A 19247-nucleotide genomic window follows, 5' to 3' on the forward strand; every position below is an offset into this window, starting at 1 on the left:
CTCAGGGCGGGAGCTTAACCTACATCCGCTCCGGCGTGTCGATCCCCAGCAGCGACAGGGCGATCACCAGTTGGTCGAGCGCCGCCTTGGACAGGGCCAGACGCGAGGCCTTGGTCTCCGCATCCGGCGCGATTAGCACCGGGCAGGCGGCGTAGAATTTCGAGAACGACTGCGCCAGCCGGTAGGCGTGTTCGGCGATCACGTGCGGCATGCGCTTGTCGTAGGCGTCCGCCACGGCTTGCGAGAAGGCGTCCAGCGTCAGGGCCAGGTCGCGCTCCGCCGGTTCGCCGATGACAATGGCGCCGGGCGCGAGGCCCTGATCGGCGGCCTTGCGCAGCAGGGACCGGATGCGAACGGCTTGATACAGCAGATAGGGACCGGTCTTGCCTTCGAAGCTCATGAAGCGGTCGAGGTCGAAGACGTAGCTGGTGGTGCGGGCGTTCGACAGGTCGGCGAATTTCAGGGCGGCGATGGCCACCTTGTGCGCGATGTCCTCGAACTCGTCGGCGGGCAGGTTATCGCCCAGCCTGGCTTCGGTCAGACGCTCGCGCGCCTTGTCGGTGGCCATGGTGATCAGGTCGTGCAGCTTCAGGACGCCGCCCGCGCGGGTCTTGAAAGGCTTGCCGTCCGGCCCGTTCATCGTGCCGAAACCGAGGTGGTCCAACGAGCCCTCGGCGGCATAGCCGGCCAGGTAGGCCGCCCGAAACACCTGCTCGAAATGCTCGGCCTGGCGCTCGTCGACGACGTAAAGGATCAGGTCCGGGTCGATCGCCTTGCGGCGGTCCAGGATCGTGGCCAGGTCGGTCGTGCCGTACATGGCCGAGCCTTCCGAGCTGATCACCAGCAGGGGCGGGGGCGAAGGGGCCTCGATCACCGAGCCGTCGGCCAGCTTCTTCTTGCGGGTCTCGCCGGGGCGCGCGACGTGGACCACGCGGGCGCCGTCATCCTCGACCAGCAGGCCGGTGCTTTCCAGATGCGCGATCATCTCGGCCATCACCGGATCAGCGTCGCTCTCGCCGTTCCAAAGGTCGAAGGTGACGCCCAAGGCGCCGAACTCGCGTTCCAGCGCGGTCCGGCTGACGGCGACGAAATGGGACCACAGCGCGCGATAGCCGGGGCGACCGCCTTGCAGCTCCGCCGTCGCCTTGCGGGCGCGGTCGCGGAAGGCCGGGTCTTCCTTGGCCCTGGCGGCGGCTTGCGGATACAGGCGCTCCAGGTCTTCCAGCGTGACCGGGCTTTCGGCCGGGAAGGGGCCGTCGCCCTCGGCCAGGAAGGCGTCCGCCTTGCCCTCGTCGCCGGCGGCGACGATCAGCAGGCCCATCTGGAAGCCCCAGTCACCGAAGTGGGCGTCGCCCCAGACCTGATCACCGCGGAAGCGAAACAGGCGCTTCAGGCTTTCGCCGATGATGGACGAGCGCAGGTGGCCGACGTGCATCGGCTTGGCCACGTTCGGACCGGCGAAGTCGATGATGACCTTGCGCGGGTCCCCGACCACGGCGGCGCCCGCGTGGTCGGTATCGGCGGCGGCTTCGGCCGCGCGCTTCGCCAGGGTGGCGTCCGCGATCTTCAGATTGATGAAGCCCGGTCCGGCGATCTCGACCGAGGCGAATCGCGGGTCGCCTTCAAGCCGCGCCGCGACCTTGCCCGCCAGCTCGCGCGGGTTGGCCTTCAACGCCTTGGCGGCGGCCAGGGCGCCGTTGGACTGAAAGTCCGCCAGATCAGGGCGGTCAGAAGCCGTGACCCGCGCCAGCGCCGGGTCCACGCCTTCGGCGGCGAAGGCGGCTGCGACCGCTTCGCCCAGTTCCGTTCTGAGGTCGGTCATTACTGGGCCGGAGCGGGGGCGGCGGGGGGGACGCGGCCGGCGTTGACGCGGAAGCGGCTGCCCGAGCGATTGAACTCGGCCATCTCGGGCGTGACGTCGAAGCCGACCAGAATCTCGAAATGGTCACCGCTGGTCGTGGCGGAGGCGCGCGGGATGCTGATGGTGTTGTCCTGAGTCACCGTCGTCGTGGTCGCTCCGTTCTGGAAGCTCACCGGCAGGTCGAAATAAACCTTCTCCAGCACGGCGCTGTTCCGCTCGGTGACGGCGATCCAGTAGCGGTAGGTACGGCCTTCGCCCTGCGCCTGTGGCCCGCGGCCCAGGTTGAACAGCACGCGGGTCTCGACCTGGATCGGTTCGTCGCTCTGATAGGCGCAGTCAGAGACAAGACCCTCGATCTCACCGGTGTAGCCGACGTTGGCGGCCGCGACCTGGCCCGCGGGAATCTCGACATAACGCGCGGCGTCGTAGAGCACCTTCACATAGGGGCAGGGCCCGGCGGCGGTGCGGCGGCGCAGCGGGGCGATGCGCACCGGGCGCGCGCCGCTTTGCTGGTCACCGGCTTCGGGACGATCCTGCGCGCCGCCCTGCTGTCGCGGGCTGCCCGGGCGCGATTGCGCGACGGCTTCGGGCGGCATGGCGGTGGACAGGGTGGCGGCGACCAGAGCCGAAGCGAGGGAAATCTTCAGGACGCGACGCATCAAATGCTCTTCCAGATCACGAGGAGGCGGCGACAGCCCGACGCCGTTCGCACGCTTGCCGCTGATAGCGGCTAAACGGAGGCGCGGCAAACCCGCCGCGCACGGAAACGACGGTGGCGGCGGACGGCCTGAACGACTAGGTTCCCCCGCATGACCGTTCACCAGCCGATCCGACCGGCCGACAAGCGCGCCCTGACCGTGCGTCTCGCGACCCCACGCGGCTTCTGCGCGGGCGTGGACCGGGCGATCCAGATCGTCGAACGGGCGATCGAGAAATACGGCGCGCCGGTCTATGTGCGCCATGAGATCGTGCACAATCGCCACGTGGTCGAACGGCTACGGTCGATGGGCGCGGTGTTCGTCAGGGAATTGGACGAATGCCCCGACGACCGGCCGGTGGTCTTCTCCGCGCACGGCGTGCCCAAGTCCGTGCCCGAGACGGCGCGCTTCCGGGACATGCTCTATCTCGACGCCACCTGCCCCTTGGTCTCCAAGGTCCACGTCGAGGCCGAACGCCACCACGCCGCCGGTCGCCACATCATTCTGATCGGTCACGCCGGTCACCCGGAGGTGGTAGGCACCATGGGCCAGCTTCCGGCCGGGGCCATCAGTCTGGTCGAGACGGTGGAAGACGCCGAGACCTTCCAGCGTCCGGGCGACGCCCCGCTGGCCTACGCCACCCAGACCACCCTGTCGGTTGACGACACGGCGGAAATCCTGGGCGCGCTCAAGCGGCGCTTCCCGGAACTGCCCGACCCGCACAAGGAAGACATCTGCTACGCGACGACCAATCGTCAGGAGGCCGTGAAGCGGCTGGGCGAGGGTTGCGATCTTGTGCTGGTAATCGGGTCCAAGAACTCCTCCAACTCCGTGCGGCTGGTCGAGGTGGCCATGAAGGCTGGGGCCCGTGACGCCCGACTGGTCGATGACGCCAGCCAGGTCGACTGGCGGTGGCTGGACGGCGTGTCGACACTGGGCATCACTGCCGGCGCGTCCGCGCCCGAGCGGTTGATCGAGGAGCTGGTGCAGGCGGTGCGCGACCGCTTCGACGCCGATGTGGTCGAGGACGACGGCGAACGCGAGACGGTGACCTTCAAGCTGCCGCGTCTTCTGACCGCCTGACCTTCGCGCCGCTTGCACAAGCGGAGCCTTTGCCGTTCGGTGGCGTTAACGCTGCGACCGGGAAAGGGACTTCTCCATGCGCCTGACTGCCGCCTGCACCACCGCTGTTTCCGTTCTGGCCCTGGCCGTGGCGGCCTGTTCTCCGGAAGCCGAACAGCCGCCCGCGCCCGTGCCGCCATCCCCCGCCCCGACCGCCCCCGCCGCGCCGCCGGTCAGCTATGCCTGCGAAAGCGGCCAGTCGATCACCGTCGCCTATCCCGATACCTCGAGCGCGCAACTGACCTATCAGGGCCGTACCTACGCCCTGCGCACCGCCCAGGCGGCGTCCGGAGCCCGTTACGTCGGGTCAGACATCGAATGGTGGACCGCCAATCGTGACGGGACCGAAAGTGCGACCCTGAGCCGTCTCGGCCCGAACGAAGAGGTCGGGTCGGTGGTGCTGGAGCGCTGCAGCCGACCATCCTCGGGCCCGGTCGCGCCGGGCCCCGTGCCGACGCCCCAGCCTGCGCCGGGCGGGGTCCTGCCCGCCGCCGCGCCCTGCCGCGGTCCCCAGCTCAAGCTGTCCACCGAAGGCGGGGACGCGGGCGCCGGCAATCGCGTCACCAACATCGGCCTTCAGAACATCAGCGCGACGGCCTGCAGCCTGACCGGTTATCCGGGCGTGGTGCTGCAGGACCGCCAGGGTCGCAACCTGACCGCCATCCGCAGCGAACAAAGCCTGGGCAGCTACTTCACCCAGAGCCAGCCGCCGACCCCTGTCCTGCTGGCTCCGCAGGCCAAGGCCGCGTTCGAGATCGCCTGGAACGTCGTACCCAATGAGGCCGAGGGCCAGACGACCTGCCCGAATGTATCGCGCATCCGCGTGACCGCCCCGGGCGACACCTCGGCCGTCTCGCTGGACATGGCCTTCAGCCCTTGCAGCAGCCGGGTCAGGGTCAGTCCGATCCGTCTGCTGCCCCCGGCCGGCGCGACCGCGCCTGAACCGACGGTTTAAGGGGTTCAAACCATCGCGAAAACGGCGTAGCGGAGCGCGCATGACAGCGACCTTCTATGACCGCGTCTCCGCGGAACTCGCCGACATCGACGCCCAGGGGCTGACCAAGCCTGAACGCGTGATCGCCTCCCGTCAGGGACCGGTCATCAAGGTGGGCGGGCGCGATGTCCTGAACTTCTGCGCCAACAACTACCTCGGCCTCGCCGGCGACGAGCGGGTGACGCAGGCGGGAATCCGGGCGCAGGAGAAGTGGGGCGCCGGCACGGCCTCGGTTCGCTTCATCTGCGGCACGCTGGAAATCCACAAGGAGCTGGAGCGGGCGATCGCCGACTATCTCGGCTTCGAGGACACGATCCTGTTCGCCGCCGCCTTCGACGCCAACGGCGGCATCTTTGAGCCGCTGGTCGGCGCCGACGACGCCATCGTCTCCGACAGCCTGAACCACGCCTCGATCATCGACGGCGTTCGCCTGTGCAAGGCCAAACGCTATCGCTTCGCCACCTCGGACATGGCCGACCTCGAGGCCCAGTTGAAGCAGGCCCGGGCCGACGGCGCGAAAGAAATCATCATCGCCACCGACGGCGCCTTCTCGATGGACGGCTATATCGCCCGCCTGAAGGACATCCGGGCGCTCGCGGACCAGTACGGCGCCCTGATCATGGTCGACGACTGCCACGCCACGGGCTTCCTCGGCCCGCAGGGGCGCGGCTCCTACGCCTGGAACGGCGTCGAGGTCGACTTCGTCACCGGCACCTTCGGCAAGGCGCTGGGCGGGGCCATGGGCGGCTTCATCTGCGCCAGGTCGAACGTCGTCGCCCTGCTGAAGCAGCGCGCCCGGCCCTACCTCTTCTCCAACGCCCTCAGCCCCGCCGTCTGCGGGTCGTCGCTGGAAGCCATCCGCATCGCTGCCGGCGAGGAAGGTGACAAGCTGCGCGAACAACTCTTCGCCAACGCCGCTCGTTACCGCGCCGCCATGACCGAAGCCGGCTTCACCCTGCAACCGGGCGAGCACCCGATCATCCCGGTGATGCTGGGCGACGCCAAGCTGGCGCAGGACATGGCCGCCCGCCTGCTGGAGCTGGGCGTCTACGTCATCGGCTTCAGCTTCCCGGTGGTGCCGCGCGGTCAGGCCCGCATCCGAACCCAGATGTCGGCGGCGCATACCTTCGATCAGATTGATCAGGTTGTGGAGGCGTTCAAGACGGCCGGGCGCGAACTCGGCGTCATCTGAATGCAGCCGATTGAAGCGCGGTTCGACGGGCGGACGATCCTTTCGAAGGCGGACTTCTATGCGGCCATCGAGGGGATCCCCGAAACCCCTGACTGGTTCGGGCGTAATCTCGACGCCCTCTTCGATCTGGTGCTGGCGGCCATCCAGGCGCCGCTGACCATCCACTGGACCCATGCCGAAGTCTCGGCCAAGAGCATGGGCACAGACTTCGACACCGTCGTCGGCGTTCTCAGGGACGCGGAGACGGAACCGCGATCACGCTTCAGGCTGAACCTCACGCAGGGCGCGGCCGAAGCCGAAACGACAGGAAGTAATGCATGACCGACACCATGAAGGCCCTCGCCAAGACCCGTCCCGAAGTCGGCCTGGAGCTGATCGACGCCCCGATCCCGACGCCGGGCGACGAGGATGTGCTGATCAAGGTCAAGCGCACCGCCGTCTGCGGCACCGACATCCACATCTGGAACTGGGATGAGTGGTCGCAGAAGAACGTCCCGGTCCCGATGATCACCGGCCACGAGTTCTCGGGCGAGATCGTCGCCATCGGCAAGGACGTGGATCGCCGCCTGAAGATCGGCCAGCGTGTATCGGCCGAGGGCCATGTCATCGACCTGAATTCCGAAGCCGCCCGCGCCGGTCACTTCCACCTCGACCCCGACACCCGCGGCATCGGCGTGAACCGACAGGGCGCCTTCGCCGAGTTCGTGGTGGCGCCCGCCTTTAACGTGATCGAACTGCCGGACGATGTCCCCTATGAGATCGGTTCGATCCTCGACCCGTTCGGCAACGCCGTGCACACGGCGCAGCAGTTCGACCTGCTGGGCGAGGATGTGCTGGTCACCGGCGCCGGCCCGATCGGCATGATGGCCGCCGCCGTCGCCCGTCATGCGGGCGCGCGCACCGTGGTCCTGACCGACATCAACGACTTCCGCCTGGACCTGGCCCAGAAGGTCGCGCCCGGCGTTCGCACGGTCAACACAACGAAGGAAGACCTGAAGGATGTCATGCACGAACTCGGCCTGAAGGTCGGCTTCGACGTGGCGCTGGAGATGTCGGGCTCGCCGATCGCCTTCAAACAATGCGTCGACACCCTGATCATGGGTGGCGGCATGGCCCTGCTGGGCATTCCGTCGAAGCCGATGGAGACCGACTGGGGCCAGATCATCCTCAAGGCCCTGACGATCAAGGGCGTCTATGGCCGCGAGATGTTCACCACCTGGCGCAAGATGCTGGGCCTGCTGAAGGCGGGGCTGGACCTGTCGCCGCTGATCACCCACCAGATGCCCTATCAGGACTTCGAGCGGGGCTTCGAGGCCATGCGCTCCGGCCAGTCGGGCAAGGTCGTGCTGAACTGGGACAAGACCGCCTGAGGAGGCGACACTGACGGCATCGACCCCCTCCGTCCTCGCCTTTCTTGAGGGCGAAGGGACCGATGCGCGCGGGCGCACCGTCTTCGACGTGCTCTCGTTTGATGACGCCGCGCTGGAGAACACCCACGACTTCATCCAGTGGCTGTTCCCGCTGACCGAGCCGTCGTCTGCGGTCCCGGACGCGCCGGTGCTGACCGACGAACAGGCGACCGCCGTCTGCGACTCCGTCATGGCCCAGTGCACGCTGGCCGCGGCGACTGACCGGATGGCGACGTTCTATCGCAACAATGATCACTGGCTGAAGTCGGCGGACCACAACCACCTTCGGATCACGCGGATCATCCGCGCCCTGAGGCGGCTGCGCGGCGATGAAGAGGCCGACACCTTCCGCGCGGGTATTCTGGCCAAGGTCCAGGCGAGCGGGGCGCCGGTCAGCGCCCGCAGTCGTGGCTATTGGGCGACCGCCTGAGGCTTCACTTCAGCGCGCGCAACAGGGCGGGTTCGAACCCCTTGGCGTCGGGCCCGGGCAGGGCGCGCAGCTCCCCGGCCTCGAACATCTCGAACACCTTGGGATGGACGTAGGACGATCGACAGACCGTCGGCGTGTTTCCCAGCAGACCGGAAACGGCCTTTACGCAGACGGTGATCTTGCGTTTGGCGTCGGTGGGCGAGGTCGGCGTTTCCGCATCCCGCAGGGCGCGCGCCGCCGAAACTGTCCCGGCCCAGGTCCGAAAATCCTTGGCGGAAAAGGCCTCGCCCATGGCGTCACGGATATAGGCGTTCACATCGTCCGAAGTGATCGGGCAAAGCTCGCCCTCGGCGTTGCGGTACTTGAACAACTGCTGCCCCGGCAGGTCGCGCAAAGAGCGCACGACGGTCGCCAGCCGCCGATCCCGAACCCTCACCTCGTGCTCCACGCCGCTCTTGCCCTTGAAGGCGAAAGTCAGGGCGGCGCCGTCCAGCTCCAGATGTCGCTTGTGAAGGGTCGTCAGGCCATAGGAGCGGTTCTGCTTCGCGTACTCGGCATTGCCGACCCGGATCAGGGTGATTTCCAGCAGCCGCACGGCGGTGGCTATGACCTTTTCGCGCGTCACGCCGCGCGTCGCCAGATCAGCCTCCACCTTGCTTCGCAGCTTTGGCAGCGCGCGGGCGAAGGAGGGCAGGCGATCAAACTTGCTTTCCGAGGCGTGGCGGCTCCAGTCGGCGTGATAGCGATACTGCTTGCGACCCTTCACATCCCGCCCGGTCGCCTGGATATGGCCGGTGGCGCGGGGACAGATCCACACGTCCGTCCAGGCCGGAGGGATGGCCAGGCCGCGGATACGGTCCAGCACCTTGGTGTCGGCGATCCTCTTGCCGCTCTTGTCCAGGTATCGGAACCCGGTTCCGGACTTGCGGCGTGACAGCCCCGACATCTCGTCGCTGCACCAGGTCAGGCCTTCAGGGATTTCGACGTCGGTCATGGCGATCACCAACGAGACGCGGATCAACCGGTTCCTCTTGACCCGGCGCACCGGGAGGCGGAGGGCATGCAGATGAACTATCGCCACAGCTTCCATGCCGGAAATTTCGCTGATCTCGTCAAGCATGCGCTCGTGCTCTGGCTGCTCGACCGTCGCCGCGCCACAGGACCGGTGACGGTGATCGACACCCATGCGGGCGCCGGAGTCTATGACCTCAGCGGCGATGCGGTCCGGTCGAAGGAGGCGGAGGCCGGAATCGTGCGGCTGATGGCGGCGCAGGGGCGTCCGCCGCTGATCGAGGGTCTGGCGAAGGCGGTGGGCGAACTGAACCCGCACGGCGGCGCACGCCTTTATCCCGGGTCGCCCCTTCTGATCGCGAGGCGGCTGGATCGGGACGATCACTATGTGGGGTTCGAGCTGAATCCCCCGGTGCTGGACCTGTTGATCGAGGCGCTCAAGCCCTTTCCGCAGGCCACGGCCCGTGGCGGGGACGGCTATGATCAGGCCCGGTCAGAGGCCGCCCGCGCACCGGGAGCCTTTGTGCTGATCGACCCGCCGTTCGAGCGGCCGGACGACTATATCCGCGCCGCCGACACCGCCGCCGCGATCGTCCGCGCCGACCCGCGGGCCATGGTCGCGGTCTGGACCCCGCTGAAGGATCTTGAAACCTTCGACGGCTTCCTGCGTCGTCTGGACGAGGCGGGCGCCAAGCGGGTGCTGGTCGCCGAGGCTCGGCTGCGCCCGCTGACCAATCCGATGAAGATGAACGGTTGCGCCATGGTCATCCTGAACGCCCCGGCGGGCGCGGAAGAGGCCGCGCGTCAGGTCTGCGACTGGGTGGCCGCCACCTTGGGCGACGCGGGGGCCAAGGCCGAGGTCTGGACCGCCTGAGCCCTATTCTATGACTTCGCCGGGCTCGTAGAGGTTCGGTTCGAAGGTAGCGATGGCCATGATCGGCTCCATCGCTTTCGCAACGTCCGGCGACCGGGCCATGGCCTTCCAGTCCTCACGGGAGCGCCAGACCGCGTGGACGGCCGCGACCTTGCCGTTCAGTCCCCTGTGCAGGGTGGCCGAAACGAATCCTTCTGCCTGCCTTTGGGCTGCGACCATGATCGCCAGATGTTCCATCAGGGCGGGCTGGCGCTCGGGCTCGCACCGATAGACGTTGATAAGCACTACGGGATCGGCGTCGGACATGGCGTGTCCTCTAGACGAGTTTTGCTTCAGCTTTGTACGGACGCTCCATTAAAATTGGCCTCCGTGTCCGAGCTCGCCCGCGGCGCCTTGCCTGTCCGCGTCGTCGGACCATATCGGTAAGCCTCTGGAGAGCCGTATGACCCGTATCGCCGTCCTGAAGACCGGTGCGCCGCCCCCGACGTTGGCCTTGGTCCACGGCGACTATCCCGCCATGTTCCGGAGCCTGCTGGGCGACGGGTTCGACGTGACCACCTTCGATGTACAGCAAGGCGAGTGGCCCGATCCGGTCGCCTTCGATGGCGCCATCATCACCGGTTCGGCGGCCGGCGTTTACGAAGCCGAGGCGTGGATCGAGGCGCTGCTCGACTGGATCCGGCTGGCGCAGGGCCAGACCCGGCTGGTCGGTGTCTGCTTCGGCCATCAGGCGATGGCGCAGGCCTTGGGGGGGCGGGTCGAAAAGTCGGACCGCGGCTGGGGCGTGGGCCTGCATCGCTATCAGGTGGTCGGGACGGGCGGCTGGATGACGCCCGCCGCCGCGACGGTCGCTATCCCGGTCTCGCATCAGGATCAGGTCGTCGCCGTCCCCGACAATGCCCGTGTCACCCTGCGGAGCGACTTTACACCCTTCGCCGGACTGGCGTGGGGCGAGGACGCCATCAGCTTTCAGGGACACCCGGAATTCACCCCTGATTACGCCGCGGACCTGACGGCGGGGCGGCGCGGACGGATTCCACCGGAAACGGTCGATGAGGCGCTCGGCACCCTGTCCGGGCCCAATGATCGCGCGGTTGTAACGGACTGGATCCGCGGCTTCCTGAAGCCGTAAACCTTATTCAATGAATGCTGTGCGATGGAGGACGGGCATGCCGCCTTTCCGTTTCGCGCTTACCGTTGCTGTTTTGCTCGCTCTGTTCGGGGGCGCGACGGCCGTGCGCGCCCAGACGTCGCGGCCCTCTGACGACGGAACGCGGCTGGCCGATTTCGTTGAGCGTCGTGCGGCATCGACCACGTTCGCGGCGCTGGAGCACTTCGGTCGCGAGGCCATGACCCGCACGGATCGCGAGGGGCTGAACCGGCTCTACCATGTCACCTGGACCACGTTGAACCAGGGCGAGTTCGAACGGGCAAAGGTCTGGAACCGCCGCCTCGCCGCCGCGGCCCGGGCCCAGAACGACGCCCGCTACATCGATATCGCCCAGTTGAACGACCTGGCCATCCGCTACGATCAGGGCGAGGTCGGGGTGGCGACGCAGATGGGCCATATGACGACGACGGGCCGGGACTGGTTCGTTCGCGCCCATGCCGCCCGACTGGCCGCCCTGTGGCTGATCGATCAGTCCAAGGTCGGTGAAGGCCTGCAACTGCTGACCGCCGCCGAGTCGGACATTCCCGCCAACGACCCCTTCGCCGATACCGCACGGGCCGGCATCTGGGAGGTTGCGGGCATGGGGCTGAAGGACCTGAACGACGTCGAGGGCGCCGCCGACGCCTTCCGCAAATTCGAGATCGACTATTCCAACCAGGCCTATCCGCGTCCTGACTTCGACAGCCTCTACAACCTGACCATGATGGCGGTGAGCATCGGCGACAACGACCGGGCAGCGCGCTATTTCGCCGCTCACCATCGTTTGGCCGAGCGATCGGATGTGCCGGCGCTGAAAATCTATGACGCCAGCCTCTGCGCCACGGTGGCCAATGCGCGGCAGCAGCCGCAGGCTGTTCTGACCTGTCTGGCGCCCTATGGAGAGGATCTGGGCGAAGCCGCCTTCCTCGCGCGTGACGCCCTGCCGCTGCGGGCTATCGCCCGCGCCCGGACAGGGCAGGTCGCCGCTGCTCGCCGCGACCTTGCCGTCCTGCGCGGTTTGGAGATGGAGGTCGGCCATCAGTCCGAAGTGGATCACGTCGAGGCGGAAATCCTGTTCGCAGAAGGTCGCCCGGCCGAGGCCTATCGCGTTCTGCGCGCCCACATGCTGGTCGGCGAAACCGATGCCGCCCGCAGCTTCAGCGCCGGGGTGCATCAGGTCACCGGAAATATGCAGCAGCAGCTTTCCGAACGTCGGCACCAGCTCGAAACCGCGCGCGCCAACACCCGGCTGCAACTGGCCGTGACGGCCATCGTGGTGCTCTTCCTGTTGTGCGCCGCCGCCGCCCTCGCCTGGCAGTGGCGGCTGACCCGCTATCTGCGCGATGCCCGTCGTCGCGCCGAGGAAGCCAACCGCGCCAAGTCCGAATTCCTGGCGAACATGAGCCATGAAATCCGCACGCCCCTGAACGGCGTGGTGTCGATGGCCGACTCCCTCGCGCGCCGTGATCTGGACGCGCAGGAGCATGAGATGGTCGAGCTGATCCGCTCGTCCGGCGCGACCCTGGAGCGCCTTCTGTCGGACATCCTCGATAGCGCCAAGATCGAGTCCGGTCAGGTCGCGCTGGAGCCCATCCCCTTCAACCTCGAACAGGCCGTCAGCGACGTCGCCGCCCTTTGGCGTGTAAAGGCCGAGGACAAGGGTGTGGCCCTGAATGTCGATTTCGATCCGGCCTTGGCCGGCTTCGTCGAGGGCGACCCTGTCCGCCTGCGTCAGGTGCTCAACAACCTCGTCTCCAACGCGCTGAAATTCACCGCTGAGGGCGCGGTGTCCATCGCCGTGCAGGCGATCGGGGACGGGCGCGCCGTCTTCCGGGTCCACGACACCGGCGTCGGCTTTGACGCCGAACAGAAGGGCCGCATCTTCATTCGCTTCCAGCAGGCGGACGGCTCCATTACCCGACGCTTCGGGGGCACCGGCCTGGGTCTCGCCATCTCCACCGCGCTGGTCGATCTGATGGGCGGCGTTCTGGATTGCGAGAGCACGCCGGGGGAGGGAGCGGCCTTCTGGTTCGAGATTCCGCTGCCGCCCGTCGAGGCGGTTCTGGTCGAGCCGGTCGCGGGCGATGATGCGGTCGATGTGTCGGCCACGCCGCTGCGAATCCTGCTGGCCGACGATCATCCGGCCAACCGCAAGGTGGTCGAGATCATGCTGGCCGCCACCGCGATGGACATGGTCGCGGTCGAGGACGGGCAACAGGCGCTGGAGGCGTTCCGAAACGGCGCCTACGATCTGGTGCTGATGGATATGCAGATGCCGGTCATGGACGGATTGACCGCTACCCGCGCCATCCGGACCCTCGAACGGGAGCAGGGTCTGGTTCGTACGCCGATCATCATGCTGACCGCCAACGCCATGGCGGAACACGTCGAGGCCGGACGTCTGGCCGGGGCGGACGGCCATCTGACCAAGCCGGTCACCCTGGCCAGCCTGTTCAATGCGATCACCGAGGCCCTGTCGGCCCAGCCGGATCGCGCGGCCGCCTAGAGCGCCAGAAGTCGGATCAGCAGCAGGGCCAGACCCAGCAGCACCGCCAGCGACAGCACCGCCGCCAGCACCGCCCGCCCGCCGGACTTCGCCACCGCGCGCAGATCTGTCTGCAAGCCCAGCCCCGCCATCGCCAGCACCGTCAACACCTGGGTCAGCCCGCTGATGGGACCCAGCGCCTGCGCGGGGATCAGGCCGGCCGAGCGCAGGGCGATCATGGCGATGAACCCGAGGATGAACCACGGGACCATGCGGTGCAGGGGGAGGGCAGGGCCGTCTCCCACAGTGCGCCGGTTCATCAGAGACAGGATGAAAACGACCGGACCGAGGGTCAGCACCCGCGCCAGCTTCACCAGCGCGCCGGTCTGGACTGCGACGGGACCGAACGGCGCGGCGGCGGCCAGCACCTGCGGCACCGCATAGACACCCAGCCCGGCCAAGGCGCCGAACTGCAGCGGGGTCATCTGCGCCAGCGTCCCCAGCAGTGGCAGCAGCAGCACCACCGCCACGCCCAGCACGGCCGTGAAGGCGATGGAGGCGGTGACCTCCTCACCCTCCGCCCCAATGGCCGGAGCGACGGCGGCGATCGCCGAGTTGCCGCAGATGGCGTTGCCGCAGGCGATCAGCAGGGCCATGCGCGGGCTCAGGCCCAAGGCCCGACCGATGGCCGATCCGGCAACGATGGCGACCGCGACCACCGCCACGATCCCCGCCATGAAAGGCAGTCCAAGTCTGAGCAGCGTCGCCGCGCTGACCGTGGCCCCCAACAGGACCACCGCCGCCTCAAGCAGGGTCTTGGCTCCCAGAGACACGCCGGGCCGCCAGATCTCGCCGGGCGTCCACGCCGTGCGCACCCCGGCGCCGATCAGGATCGCCAGCACCAGCGATTCCAGCCAGGCATGGCCGAACACCGCCCGCTCGATCTCCGCCAGTCCTGCCGCCGCGACGCTGACGACCGCGCACAGCACCAGTCCGGGCAGGATCTTCCACACAGTGTTCGTGGAGGGCAGCGGAGGGCTCATCGGCGACGCGGTCATGACCTGTCGTGCGCTCTTGCTCGACCCACATCCAACGGATTGTTATTGTCTGAATGATCCGATCCGGAGATTGATCATGACGCTGGAACGCCTTCGCATCTTCGTCGCCGTGGCCGAGCGTCAGCATGTCACCGCGGCCGCCCGCGCGTTGAACCTGACGCAGTCAGCGGTGTCGAACGCCCTGGCGGCGCTGGAAGCGGAATATGACATCCACCTGTTCGACCGGGTCGGGCGGGGGGTGACCCTGAACGAGACCGGACGCGTCTTCCTCCCCGAAGCCCGCGCCGTGCTGGCGCGCGCCGCCGCCGCCGAGGCCGCCCTGACCGACATGAGCGCGCTTCGCCGCGGCCGTCTGTCGATCCATGCCAGCCAGACCATCGCCAGCTACTGGCTTCCCCGCCGGCTCGTCGCCTTCCACGAAGCCTATCCGGGCGTCGAGCTGGACGTCGCCATCGGCAACACGCGGGAGGTCGCCGACGCCGTATTGCAGGGGCTGGCGGAGATCGGTCTGGTCGAGGGGACCGTAGAGGATCCGGCGCTCAGCCAGACCCGGGTAGGCTCCGATCGGCTGACGGTGGTCGTCGCTCCGGATCACCCGTGGGCCCGGCTGCGGCGTCTGGACGCGGCCGATCTGGTGTCGAGCCCTTGGGTTCTGCGGGAGCGGGGTTCGGGCACCCGGTCCACGCTGGAGGAGGCGGTGCGGGCCGCGGGGATCGATCCGGCGACCCTGCCCATCGCCATGACCCTGCCGGCGAACGAAGCCGTGCTGGCGGCGGCGGAGGCGGGCGCCGGAGCCACCGCCCTGTCAGAAAGCGTGGCGCAGGCGTCGGTGGCGGCGGGCCGTCTGGTCGTGGCGCCGTTTCGTCTGCCGGAACGACCGTTCCGCCTGCTACGCCACCGGGACCGGTATCGCAGTCGGGCGGGTGACGCCTTTGTGAGCCTGATGGCTTAGGGCCACTTCACCAAGGGCGGCATCGAACTCAGGATCGAGTCGACATTGCCGCCGGTTTTCAGGCCGAACATGGTGCCACGGTCGTAGAGCAGGTTGAACTCGACGTAGCGCCCGCGCCGGACCAGCTGCTCCTCGCGCTCCTCCGCCGTCCAGGCTTCGCTCATCCGGCCGGCCACGATCCGCGAATAGACCTCTAGGAAGGCTTCGCCGACGTCGCGGGTAAAGGCGAAGTCGCGCTCCCAGTCGCCGCTGTCGTGGTGGTCGTAGAAGATGCCGCCGGTGCCGCGCGGCTCGTTGCGGTGGGGGAGCCAGAAATACTCGTCGCACCAAGCCTTGAACTTCGGATGCCAGCTCGGATCGTGCGCGTCGCACGCGGCCTTCATGGCGGCGTGGAAGGCGACGGTGTCCGGAGCGTCCTGATGGCGGTCCACATCCAGCACGGGCGTCAGGTCGCCGCCCCCGCCGAACCAGCTCCTGGTCGTGGCGATGAAGCGGGTGTTCATGTGCACCGCCGGAATGCGCGGGCTGACCGGATGGCAAATCAGGCTGATGCCGGTGGCGAAGAAGCGGGGGTCCTCGGCTGCGCCGGGCACCGACTTCGCATAGTCGGCGGGGAAGGTCCCGTGCACGGTCGAGACGTGGACCCCGACCTTTTCGAAAAGGCGGCCGTGCATCATGCCCATGACCCCGCCGCCGCCGTCCTTGCGCTCCCAGGGCGTGCGCACGAACCGGCCGGGTTCGCCGGGGAACAGGTCGGCGGGCGCCGCGTCCTCCAGCGCCTCGAACCCGGCGTGGATGCGGTCGCGCAGGGCTTCGAACCACTGGCGGGCGTCGGCTTTTTTCTGCGCGAGGGGATCGGAGGCGTCGGTCATGGCGCTTCCTAGGCCGTGGCGTCGCCGGACGAAAGTGTCGCCTTTGACGATGCCCACGCCTCTGCCACTGTCTCCCGTGTTCGTTTGGGGAGACCGCCGATGCTTCGCACAGCCCTTATGGCCGCCGCCGCCCTGTCCGCCGCGGCGGCGCCGGCATTGGCGCAGGACGACTCGGGCTCCGCGCGCGCCTGGCGCATTCTGGAGCGAACGCCGCTGATCGACGGCCACAACGACCTGCCTTGGGCCCTGCGCCAGGGACACGGCAACGATCCCTACGCCGTGGACCTGACCCGCGACCTGCACGCCTCGACCGAACTGCACACCGACATTCCTCGCCTCCGCGCGGGCGGCGTCGGCGGTCAGTTCTGGTCGGTCTATGTCCCGGCTTCGCTACCCCCGACCGAAGCCGCCCGCGAGACGTGGGGGCAGATCGACACCGTCCGCCGCCTCGTCGCGGCCCATCCCGATGTGTTCGAACTGGCCACGACCGCCGAAGATGTGGTCCGCATCCACCGTCAGGGCCGCATCGCCAGCCTGATGGGGATCGAGGGCGGCTATTCCATCGACGACTCCCTCGGTCTGCTGCGCGAGTTCCACCAGGCCGGGGTTCGCTACATGACCCTGACCCATTCGAAGACGACCTCGTGGGCCGACAGCGCCACAGACGCGCCCAAATGGGGCGGCCTGTCGCCCTTTGGCGAGCAGGTGGTCCGGGAGATGAACCGGATCGGCATGATGGTCGATCTCAGCCACGTCTCGGAGGAGACCATGCTGGACGCCATGCGGGTGTCCGAGGCGCCGGTGATCTTCTCGCACTCGTCCGCCCGCGCCGTGACCGGCCACCCGCGCAACGTGCCGGACACTGTCCTGCGGATGATGCCCGGGGACGGCGGCGTGGTGATGGTCACCTTCGTGCCGGGCTTCGTGAATGAGACCGTGCGCAGCTGGAACGCCGGCCGCGCCGCCGAGGAGGCCCGGCTGAAGGCTCTGAACCCGGGCTCCCCGCAGGCCGTGAGCGACGGCCTGACCGCCTGGACCGCCGCCAACCCTATTCCGCACGCGGGCATCGCCGATGTCGTCGCCCATATCCAGCACGTCCGCGACGTGGCGGGGATCGACCATGTGGGGCTGGGCGGCGACTTCGACGGCGTGGACGCCCTGCCGGACGGGATCAGCGGCGTGGACGCCTATCCCCGCATCCTCGCCGCCCTGATGGCGAATGGCTGGACCGAGGCGGATATCCGGAAGCTGGCGGGCGAGAATGTACTGCGCGTGATGCGCGCGGTCGAAACGATCACGACCGGAAAGTCGGCCGACCGCCCCGGCCTTGCCGTTCTGGCGTCCGAGGGCGCCCCGGAATGAGCAAGCCGATGTCTGTCGCCGACCGTGTGCGCGTCCACGCCATCAAGGTCCTCTCTGACAACTGGTATATCCTGCGCAAGGCCACCTTTGACTGGCGCCGCAAGGATGGAAGCTGGCAAACCCAGGAGCGTGAGGCTTACGACCGTGGCAACGGCGTCGCCCTGCTGCCGTATAACCTGGCCACCCGTACGGTCATTCTGACGCAGCAGTTCCGCTATCCGGCGTTCAGCAACGGCTACGACGGCCTGTTGATCGAGGTCCCTGCCGGGCTGCTGGACGACGCCGATCCCGAGGCGCGGATCCGGTCGGAAGTCGAGGAGGAGATCGGCTATCGCCTGGGCGACATCCGCCTGGTGTTCGAGAGCTTCATGAGCCCGGGCTCGGTCACGGAATGCCTGCACCTGTACGTCGCCGAATATGACGCCTCCATGAGGATCGGGGACGGCGGGGGTCTGGAAGGCGAGGGGGAGGAGATCGACGTGCTCGAACTCGCTTTCAACGAGGCCATGGCCATGATCGGCGACGGCCGCATCCGCGACGCCAAGACCATCATGTTGTTGCAACACGCGGCCCTGACGGTCTTTGCCTAGAGGCCTGTCTGTCTGAGGGCTTCGAACAGGGCGATTCCCGCCGACACCGACAGGTTCAACGACCGCGCGCCCGGTTTCAGTGGAATCACCACCCGCTCATCCGCGGCCGCGTGGACGAAATCCGGCGCGCCCGTGGGCTCGCTGCCGAACAGGAGCGTATCGTCCGGCCGGAAGGCGAAGTCCTGGATCGGGGTGGCGCCCTTGGTCGTGAACAGAATCAGCCGGCCAGCCCCCTTGTCCCGATGGAATTCCTCCCACCCGGCATGCCTGACCATATGTCCCAAGGGGCCGTAATCCAGCGCGGCGCGCTTCATCGCCCGATCATCCAGACGGAAACCGGTGGGCTCGATGATGTGCAACTCAACGCCGAAACAGGCGCTCAGCCTGATGCAAGCGCCGACGTTCTGCGGAATGGCTGGTTGAAAAAGGGCGAGACGCATTCTAGAGCCCTCATACGCGTGGCCCGGGGGCTTGTCGCGGTCTGTTTTGCGACTGTTTCGCAAGTGGCGTCAGCCACTTGCGTCGAAGCGCCGCAAAGACGGGTCGGGCGGGATTTCCGGGTTTCCGCTAATGCATTCATGCCGTGATCGCCATGCTCCTTCCCGGGCGTGGAAAGCGGCGTACGAGGAGTGAGACGTGGCCGAATCGGTCGTTGAAGGCGAAGGCGGCGACGCCACCCGCCGGGACTTCATCCACATCGCCGCCGGTGCGGCCGCGGTCGGCGCGGGCGCCATGGTCGTCTGGCCGCTGATCAACCAGATGAACCCCGCGGCGGACACCCTGGCCCTGGCGTCGATCGAATTCGACATGACCAAGGTCCAGGAAGGCCAGCAGGTCGTCATCAAATGGCAGGGCAAGCCGGTGTTCGTGCGCTTCCGCTCGCCCGCCGAGTTGCAGCGCGTCATCGCCGATGACCACGCCAGCGACCTGAAAGAACCGCAGACGGATGCCGAGCGCACCAAGCCGGGCCACGAGAAGTATCTCGTCGTGCTGGGCAACTGCACCCACCTGGGCTGCGTCCCGACCTTCGGCACCGGTGACTTCGGTGGCTGGTTCTGCCCCTGCCACGGTTCGCACTACGACGCCTCGGGCCGCATCCGTAAGGGGCCGGCGCCGGCCAACTTGGTGGTGCCGGAGTACGAGTTCGTGTCCGACACGCGCGTGAAGATCGGCTGAGGACGGATAAG

20 protein-coding genes are annotated in these 19247 nt (G+C 67.7%); 13 read left to right on the forward strand and 7 right to left on the reverse strand.

Annotated elements, in window-relative coordinates; genetic code table 11:
• Positions 1-19 precede the first annotated feature (19 nt).
• Together argS and ACW174_RS09995 are read right to left on the reverse strand one after the other, a co-directional pair.
• Positions 20-1822, reverse strand: a complete 1803-nt coding sequence (argS, locus tag ACW174_RS09990) for an arginine--tRNA ligase (protein ID WP_492014281.1) — start codon at positions 1820-1822, stop codon at positions 20-22.
• Entirely contained in the window at positions 1822-2520 is a 699-nt protein-coding gene (locus ACW174_RS09995; RefSeq protein ID WP_492014282.1) for a Tat pathway signal sequence domain protein, read from the reverse strand. The genes argS and ACW174_RS09995 overlap by 1 nt, the downstream gene beginning before the upstream one ends.
• Before the next feature lie 150 nt (positions 2521-2670).
• Between ACW174_RS09995 and ispH the strand changes: the two genes are divergently transcribed.
• The 6 genes from ispH (at position 2671) to ACW174_RS10025 (ending at position 7706) form a co-directional block, all read left to right on the forward strand.
• A complete protein-coding gene (gene ispH / locus ACW174_RS10000; RefSeq protein WP_492014283.1) occupies positions 2671-3642 on the forward strand; it encodes a 4-hydroxy-3-methylbut-2-enyl diphosphate reductase in 972 nt (323 codons plus the stop codon).
• A gap of 76 nt (positions 3643-3718) precedes the next feature.
• Positions 3719-4636, forward strand: a complete 918-nt coding sequence (locus ACW174_RS10005; RefSeq protein WP_492014284.1) for a DUF4232 domain-containing protein — start codon at positions 3719-3721, stop codon at positions 4634-4636.
• A gap of 40 nt (positions 4637-4676) precedes the next feature.
• Positions 4677-5867, forward strand: coding sequence for a glycine C-acetyltransferase (locus tag ACW174_RS10010; RefSeq protein ID WP_492014285.1), 1191 nt, complete (start codon positions 4677-4679; stop codon positions 5865-5867).
• A complete protein-coding gene (locus ACW174_RS10015; RefSeq protein ID WP_492014286.1) occupies positions 5868-6188 on the forward strand; it encodes a barstar family protein in 321 nt (106 codons plus the stop codon).
• The gene (tdh, locus tag ACW174_RS10020; protein WP_492014287.1) at positions 6185-7237 is read left to right on the forward strand and encodes an L-threonine 3-dehydrogenase; all 1053 of its coding nucleotides are present in this window, start codon (positions 6185-6187) and stop codon (positions 7235-7237) included. The genes ACW174_RS10015 and tdh overlap by 4 nt, the downstream gene beginning before the upstream one ends.
• Before the next feature lie 88 nt (positions 7238-7325).
• Positions 7326-7706: an opioid growth factor receptor-related protein gene (locus ACW174_RS10025; RefSeq protein WP_492014288.1), complete on the forward strand. Its 381-nt coding sequence runs from the start codon at positions 7326-7328 to the stop codon at positions 7704-7706.
• A gap of 4 nt (positions 7707-7710) precedes the next feature.
• On the opposite strand, the gene ACW174_RS10030 is transcribed toward ACW174_RS10025, so the two are convergent.
• Positions 7711-8700: a DNA topoisomerase IB gene (locus tag ACW174_RS10030; protein WP_492014289.1), complete on the reverse strand. Its 990-nt coding sequence runs from the start codon at positions 8698-8700 to the stop codon at positions 7711-7713.
• A 72-nt stretch (positions 8701-8772) separates the two neighbouring features.
• Between ACW174_RS10030 and rlmJ the strand changes: the two genes are divergently transcribed.
• Positions 8773-9591, forward strand: coding sequence for a 23S rRNA (adenine(2030)-N(6))-methyltransferase RlmJ (gene rlmJ, locus ACW174_RS10035; protein WP_492014290.1), 819 nt, complete (start codon positions 8773-8775; stop codon positions 9589-9591).
• Positions 9592-9594: 3 nt separating this feature from the next.
• Here rlmJ and ACW174_RS10040 read toward each other — a convergent pair whose 3' ends face one another.
• Positions 9595-9897, reverse strand: a complete 303-nt coding sequence (locus ACW174_RS10040) for an antibiotic biosynthesis monooxygenase family protein (protein WP_492014291.1) — start codon at positions 9895-9897, stop codon at positions 9595-9597.
• A 136-nt stretch (positions 9898-10033) separates the two neighbouring features.
• On the opposite strand from ACW174_RS10040, the gene ACW174_RS10045 reads away from it, so the two are divergent.
• Both ACW174_RS10045 and ACW174_RS10050 read left to right on the forward strand, forming a co-directional pair.
• On the forward strand, positions 10034-10723 hold the full coding sequence (locus ACW174_RS10045) for a type 1 glutamine amidotransferase (RefSeq protein WP_492014292.1): 690 nt from the start codon (positions 10034-10036) through the stop codon (positions 10721-10723).
• Between the two features lie 37 nt (positions 10724-10760).
• A complete protein-coding gene (locus ACW174_RS10050; protein WP_492014293.1) occupies positions 10761-13247 on the forward strand; it encodes a hybrid sensor histidine kinase/response regulator in 2487 nt (828 codons plus the stop codon).
• Here ACW174_RS10050 and ACW174_RS10055 read toward each other — a convergent pair.
• Entirely contained in the window at positions 13244-14284 is a 1041-nt protein-coding gene (locus ACW174_RS10055; protein ID WP_492014294.1) for a YeiH family protein, read from the reverse strand. The genes ACW174_RS10050 and ACW174_RS10055 overlap by 4 nt on opposite strands.
• Positions 14285-14360: 76 nt before the next feature.
• Here ACW174_RS10055 and ACW174_RS10060 point away from each other — a divergent pair, with 76 nt between their 5' ends.
• Positions 14361-15236 (forward strand): LysR family transcriptional regulator, encoded by an 876-nt coding sequence (locus tag ACW174_RS10060; protein ID WP_492014295.1) that lies wholly within the window; start codon positions 14361-14363, stop codon positions 15234-15236.
• On the opposite strand, the gene hemF is transcribed toward ACW174_RS10060, so the two are convergent.
• The gene (gene hemF / locus ACW174_RS10065) at positions 15233-16108 is read right to left on the reverse strand and encodes an oxygen-dependent coproporphyrinogen oxidase (RefSeq protein WP_492014296.1); all 876 of its coding nucleotides are present in this window, start codon (positions 16106-16108) and stop codon (positions 15233-15235) included. The two genes, ACW174_RS10060 and hemF, sit on opposite strands and share 4 nt — an antisense overlap.
• Positions 16109-16207: 99 nt before the next feature.
• Between hemF and ACW174_RS10070 the strand changes: the two genes are divergently transcribed.
• Both ACW174_RS10070 and ACW174_RS10075 read left to right on the forward strand, forming a co-directional pair.
• The gene (locus ACW174_RS10070) at positions 16208-17470 is read left to right on the forward strand and encodes a dipeptidase (protein WP_492014297.1); all 1263 of its coding nucleotides are present in this window, start codon (positions 16208-16210) and stop codon (positions 17468-17470) included.
• Positions 17471-17478: 8 nt separating this feature from the next.
• A complete protein-coding gene (locus ACW174_RS10075) occupies positions 17479-18060 on the forward strand; it encodes an NUDIX domain-containing protein (protein ID WP_492014298.1) in 582 nt (193 codons plus the stop codon).
• On the opposite strand, the gene ACW174_RS10080 is transcribed toward ACW174_RS10075, so the two are convergent.
• Positions 18057-18500 (reverse strand): tRNA (cytidine(34)-2'-O)-methyltransferase, encoded by a 444-nt coding sequence (locus tag ACW174_RS10080; protein WP_492014299.1) that lies wholly within the window; start codon positions 18498-18500, stop codon positions 18057-18059. The genes ACW174_RS10075 and ACW174_RS10080 overlap by 4 nt on opposite strands.
• Before the next feature lie 196 nt (positions 18501-18696).
• On the opposite strand from ACW174_RS10080, the gene petA reads away from it, so the two are divergent.
• The gene (gene petA, locus ACW174_RS10085; RefSeq protein ID WP_492014300.1) at positions 18697-19236 is read left to right on the forward strand and encodes a ubiquinol-cytochrome c reductase iron-sulfur subunit; all 540 of its coding nucleotides are present in this window, start codon (positions 18697-18699) and stop codon (positions 19234-19236) included.
• Positions 19237-19247 lie beyond the last annotated feature (11 nt).

It is taken from the genome of Brevundimonas sp. AVps31 (genome assembly GCF_058681355.1).

Coding starts and splice junctions, on each gene's coding strand:
- tdh (WP_492014287.1), top strand. CDS start 6,185: ATGACCGACACCATGAAGGCCCTCGCCAAGACCCGTCCCGAAGTCGGC.
- ACW174_RS10010 (WP_492014285.1), top strand. CDS start 4,677: ATGACAGCGACCTTCTATGACCGCGTCTCCGCGGAACTCGCCGACATC.
- ispH (WP_492014283.1), top strand. CDS start 2,671: ATGACCGTTCACCAGCCGATCCGACCGGCCGACAAGCGCGCCCTGACC.
- ACW174_RS10075 (WP_492014298.1), top strand. CDS start 17,479: ATGTCTGTCGCCGACCGTGTGCGCGTCCACGCCATCAAGGTCCTCTCT.
- hemF (WP_492014296.1), bottom strand. CDS start 16,108: ATGACCGACGCCTCCGATCCCCTCGCGCAGAAAAAAGCCGACGCCCGC.
- ACW174_RS10060 (WP_492014295.1), top strand. CDS start 14,361: ATGACGCTGGAACGCCTTCGCATCTTCGTCGCCGTGGCCGAGCGTCAG.
- ACW174_RS10070 (WP_492014297.1), top strand. CDS start 16,208: ATGCTTCGCACAGCCCTTATGGCCGCCGCCGCCCTGTCCGCCGCGGCG.
- ACW174_RS09995 (WP_492014282.1), bottom strand. CDS start 2,520: ATGCGTCGCGTCCTGAAGATTTCCCTCGCTTCGGCTCTGGTCGCCGCC.
- rlmJ (WP_492014290.1), top strand. CDS start 8,773: ATGAACTATCGCCACAGCTTCCATGCCGGAAATTTCGCTGATCTCGTC.
- argS (WP_492014281.1), bottom strand. CDS start 1,822: ATGACCGACCTCAGAACGGAACTGGGCGAAGCGGTCGCAGCCGCCTTC.
- ACW174_RS10045 (WP_492014292.1), top strand. CDS start 10,034: ATGACCCGTATCGCCGTCCTGAAGACCGGTGCGCCGCCCCCGACGTTG.
- ACW174_RS10015 (WP_492014286.1), top strand. CDS start 5,868: ATGCAGCCGATTGAAGCGCGGTTCGACGGGCGGACGATCCTTTCGAAG.
- ACW174_RS10080 (WP_492014299.1), bottom strand. CDS start 18,500: ATGCGTCTCGCCCTTTTTCAACCAGCCATTCCGCAGAACGTCGGCGCT.
- ACW174_RS10030 (WP_492014289.1), bottom strand. CDS start 8,700: ATGACCGACGTCGAAATCCCTGAAGGCCTGACCTGGTGCAGCGACGAG.
- ACW174_RS10050 (WP_492014293.1), top strand. CDS start 10,761: ATGCCGCCTTTCCGTTTCGCGCTTACCGTTGCTGTTTTGCTCGCTCTG.
- ACW174_RS10005 (WP_492014284.1), top strand. CDS start 3,719: ATGCGCCTGACTGCCGCCTGCACCACCGCTGTTTCCGTTCTGGCCCTG.
- ACW174_RS10040 (WP_492014291.1), bottom strand. CDS start 9,897: ATGTCCGACGCCGATCCCGTAGTGCTTATCAACGTCTATCGGTGCGAG.
- ACW174_RS10055 (WP_492014294.1), bottom strand. CDS start 14,284: ATGACCGCGTCGCCGATGAGCCCTCCGCTGCCCTCCACGAACACTGTG.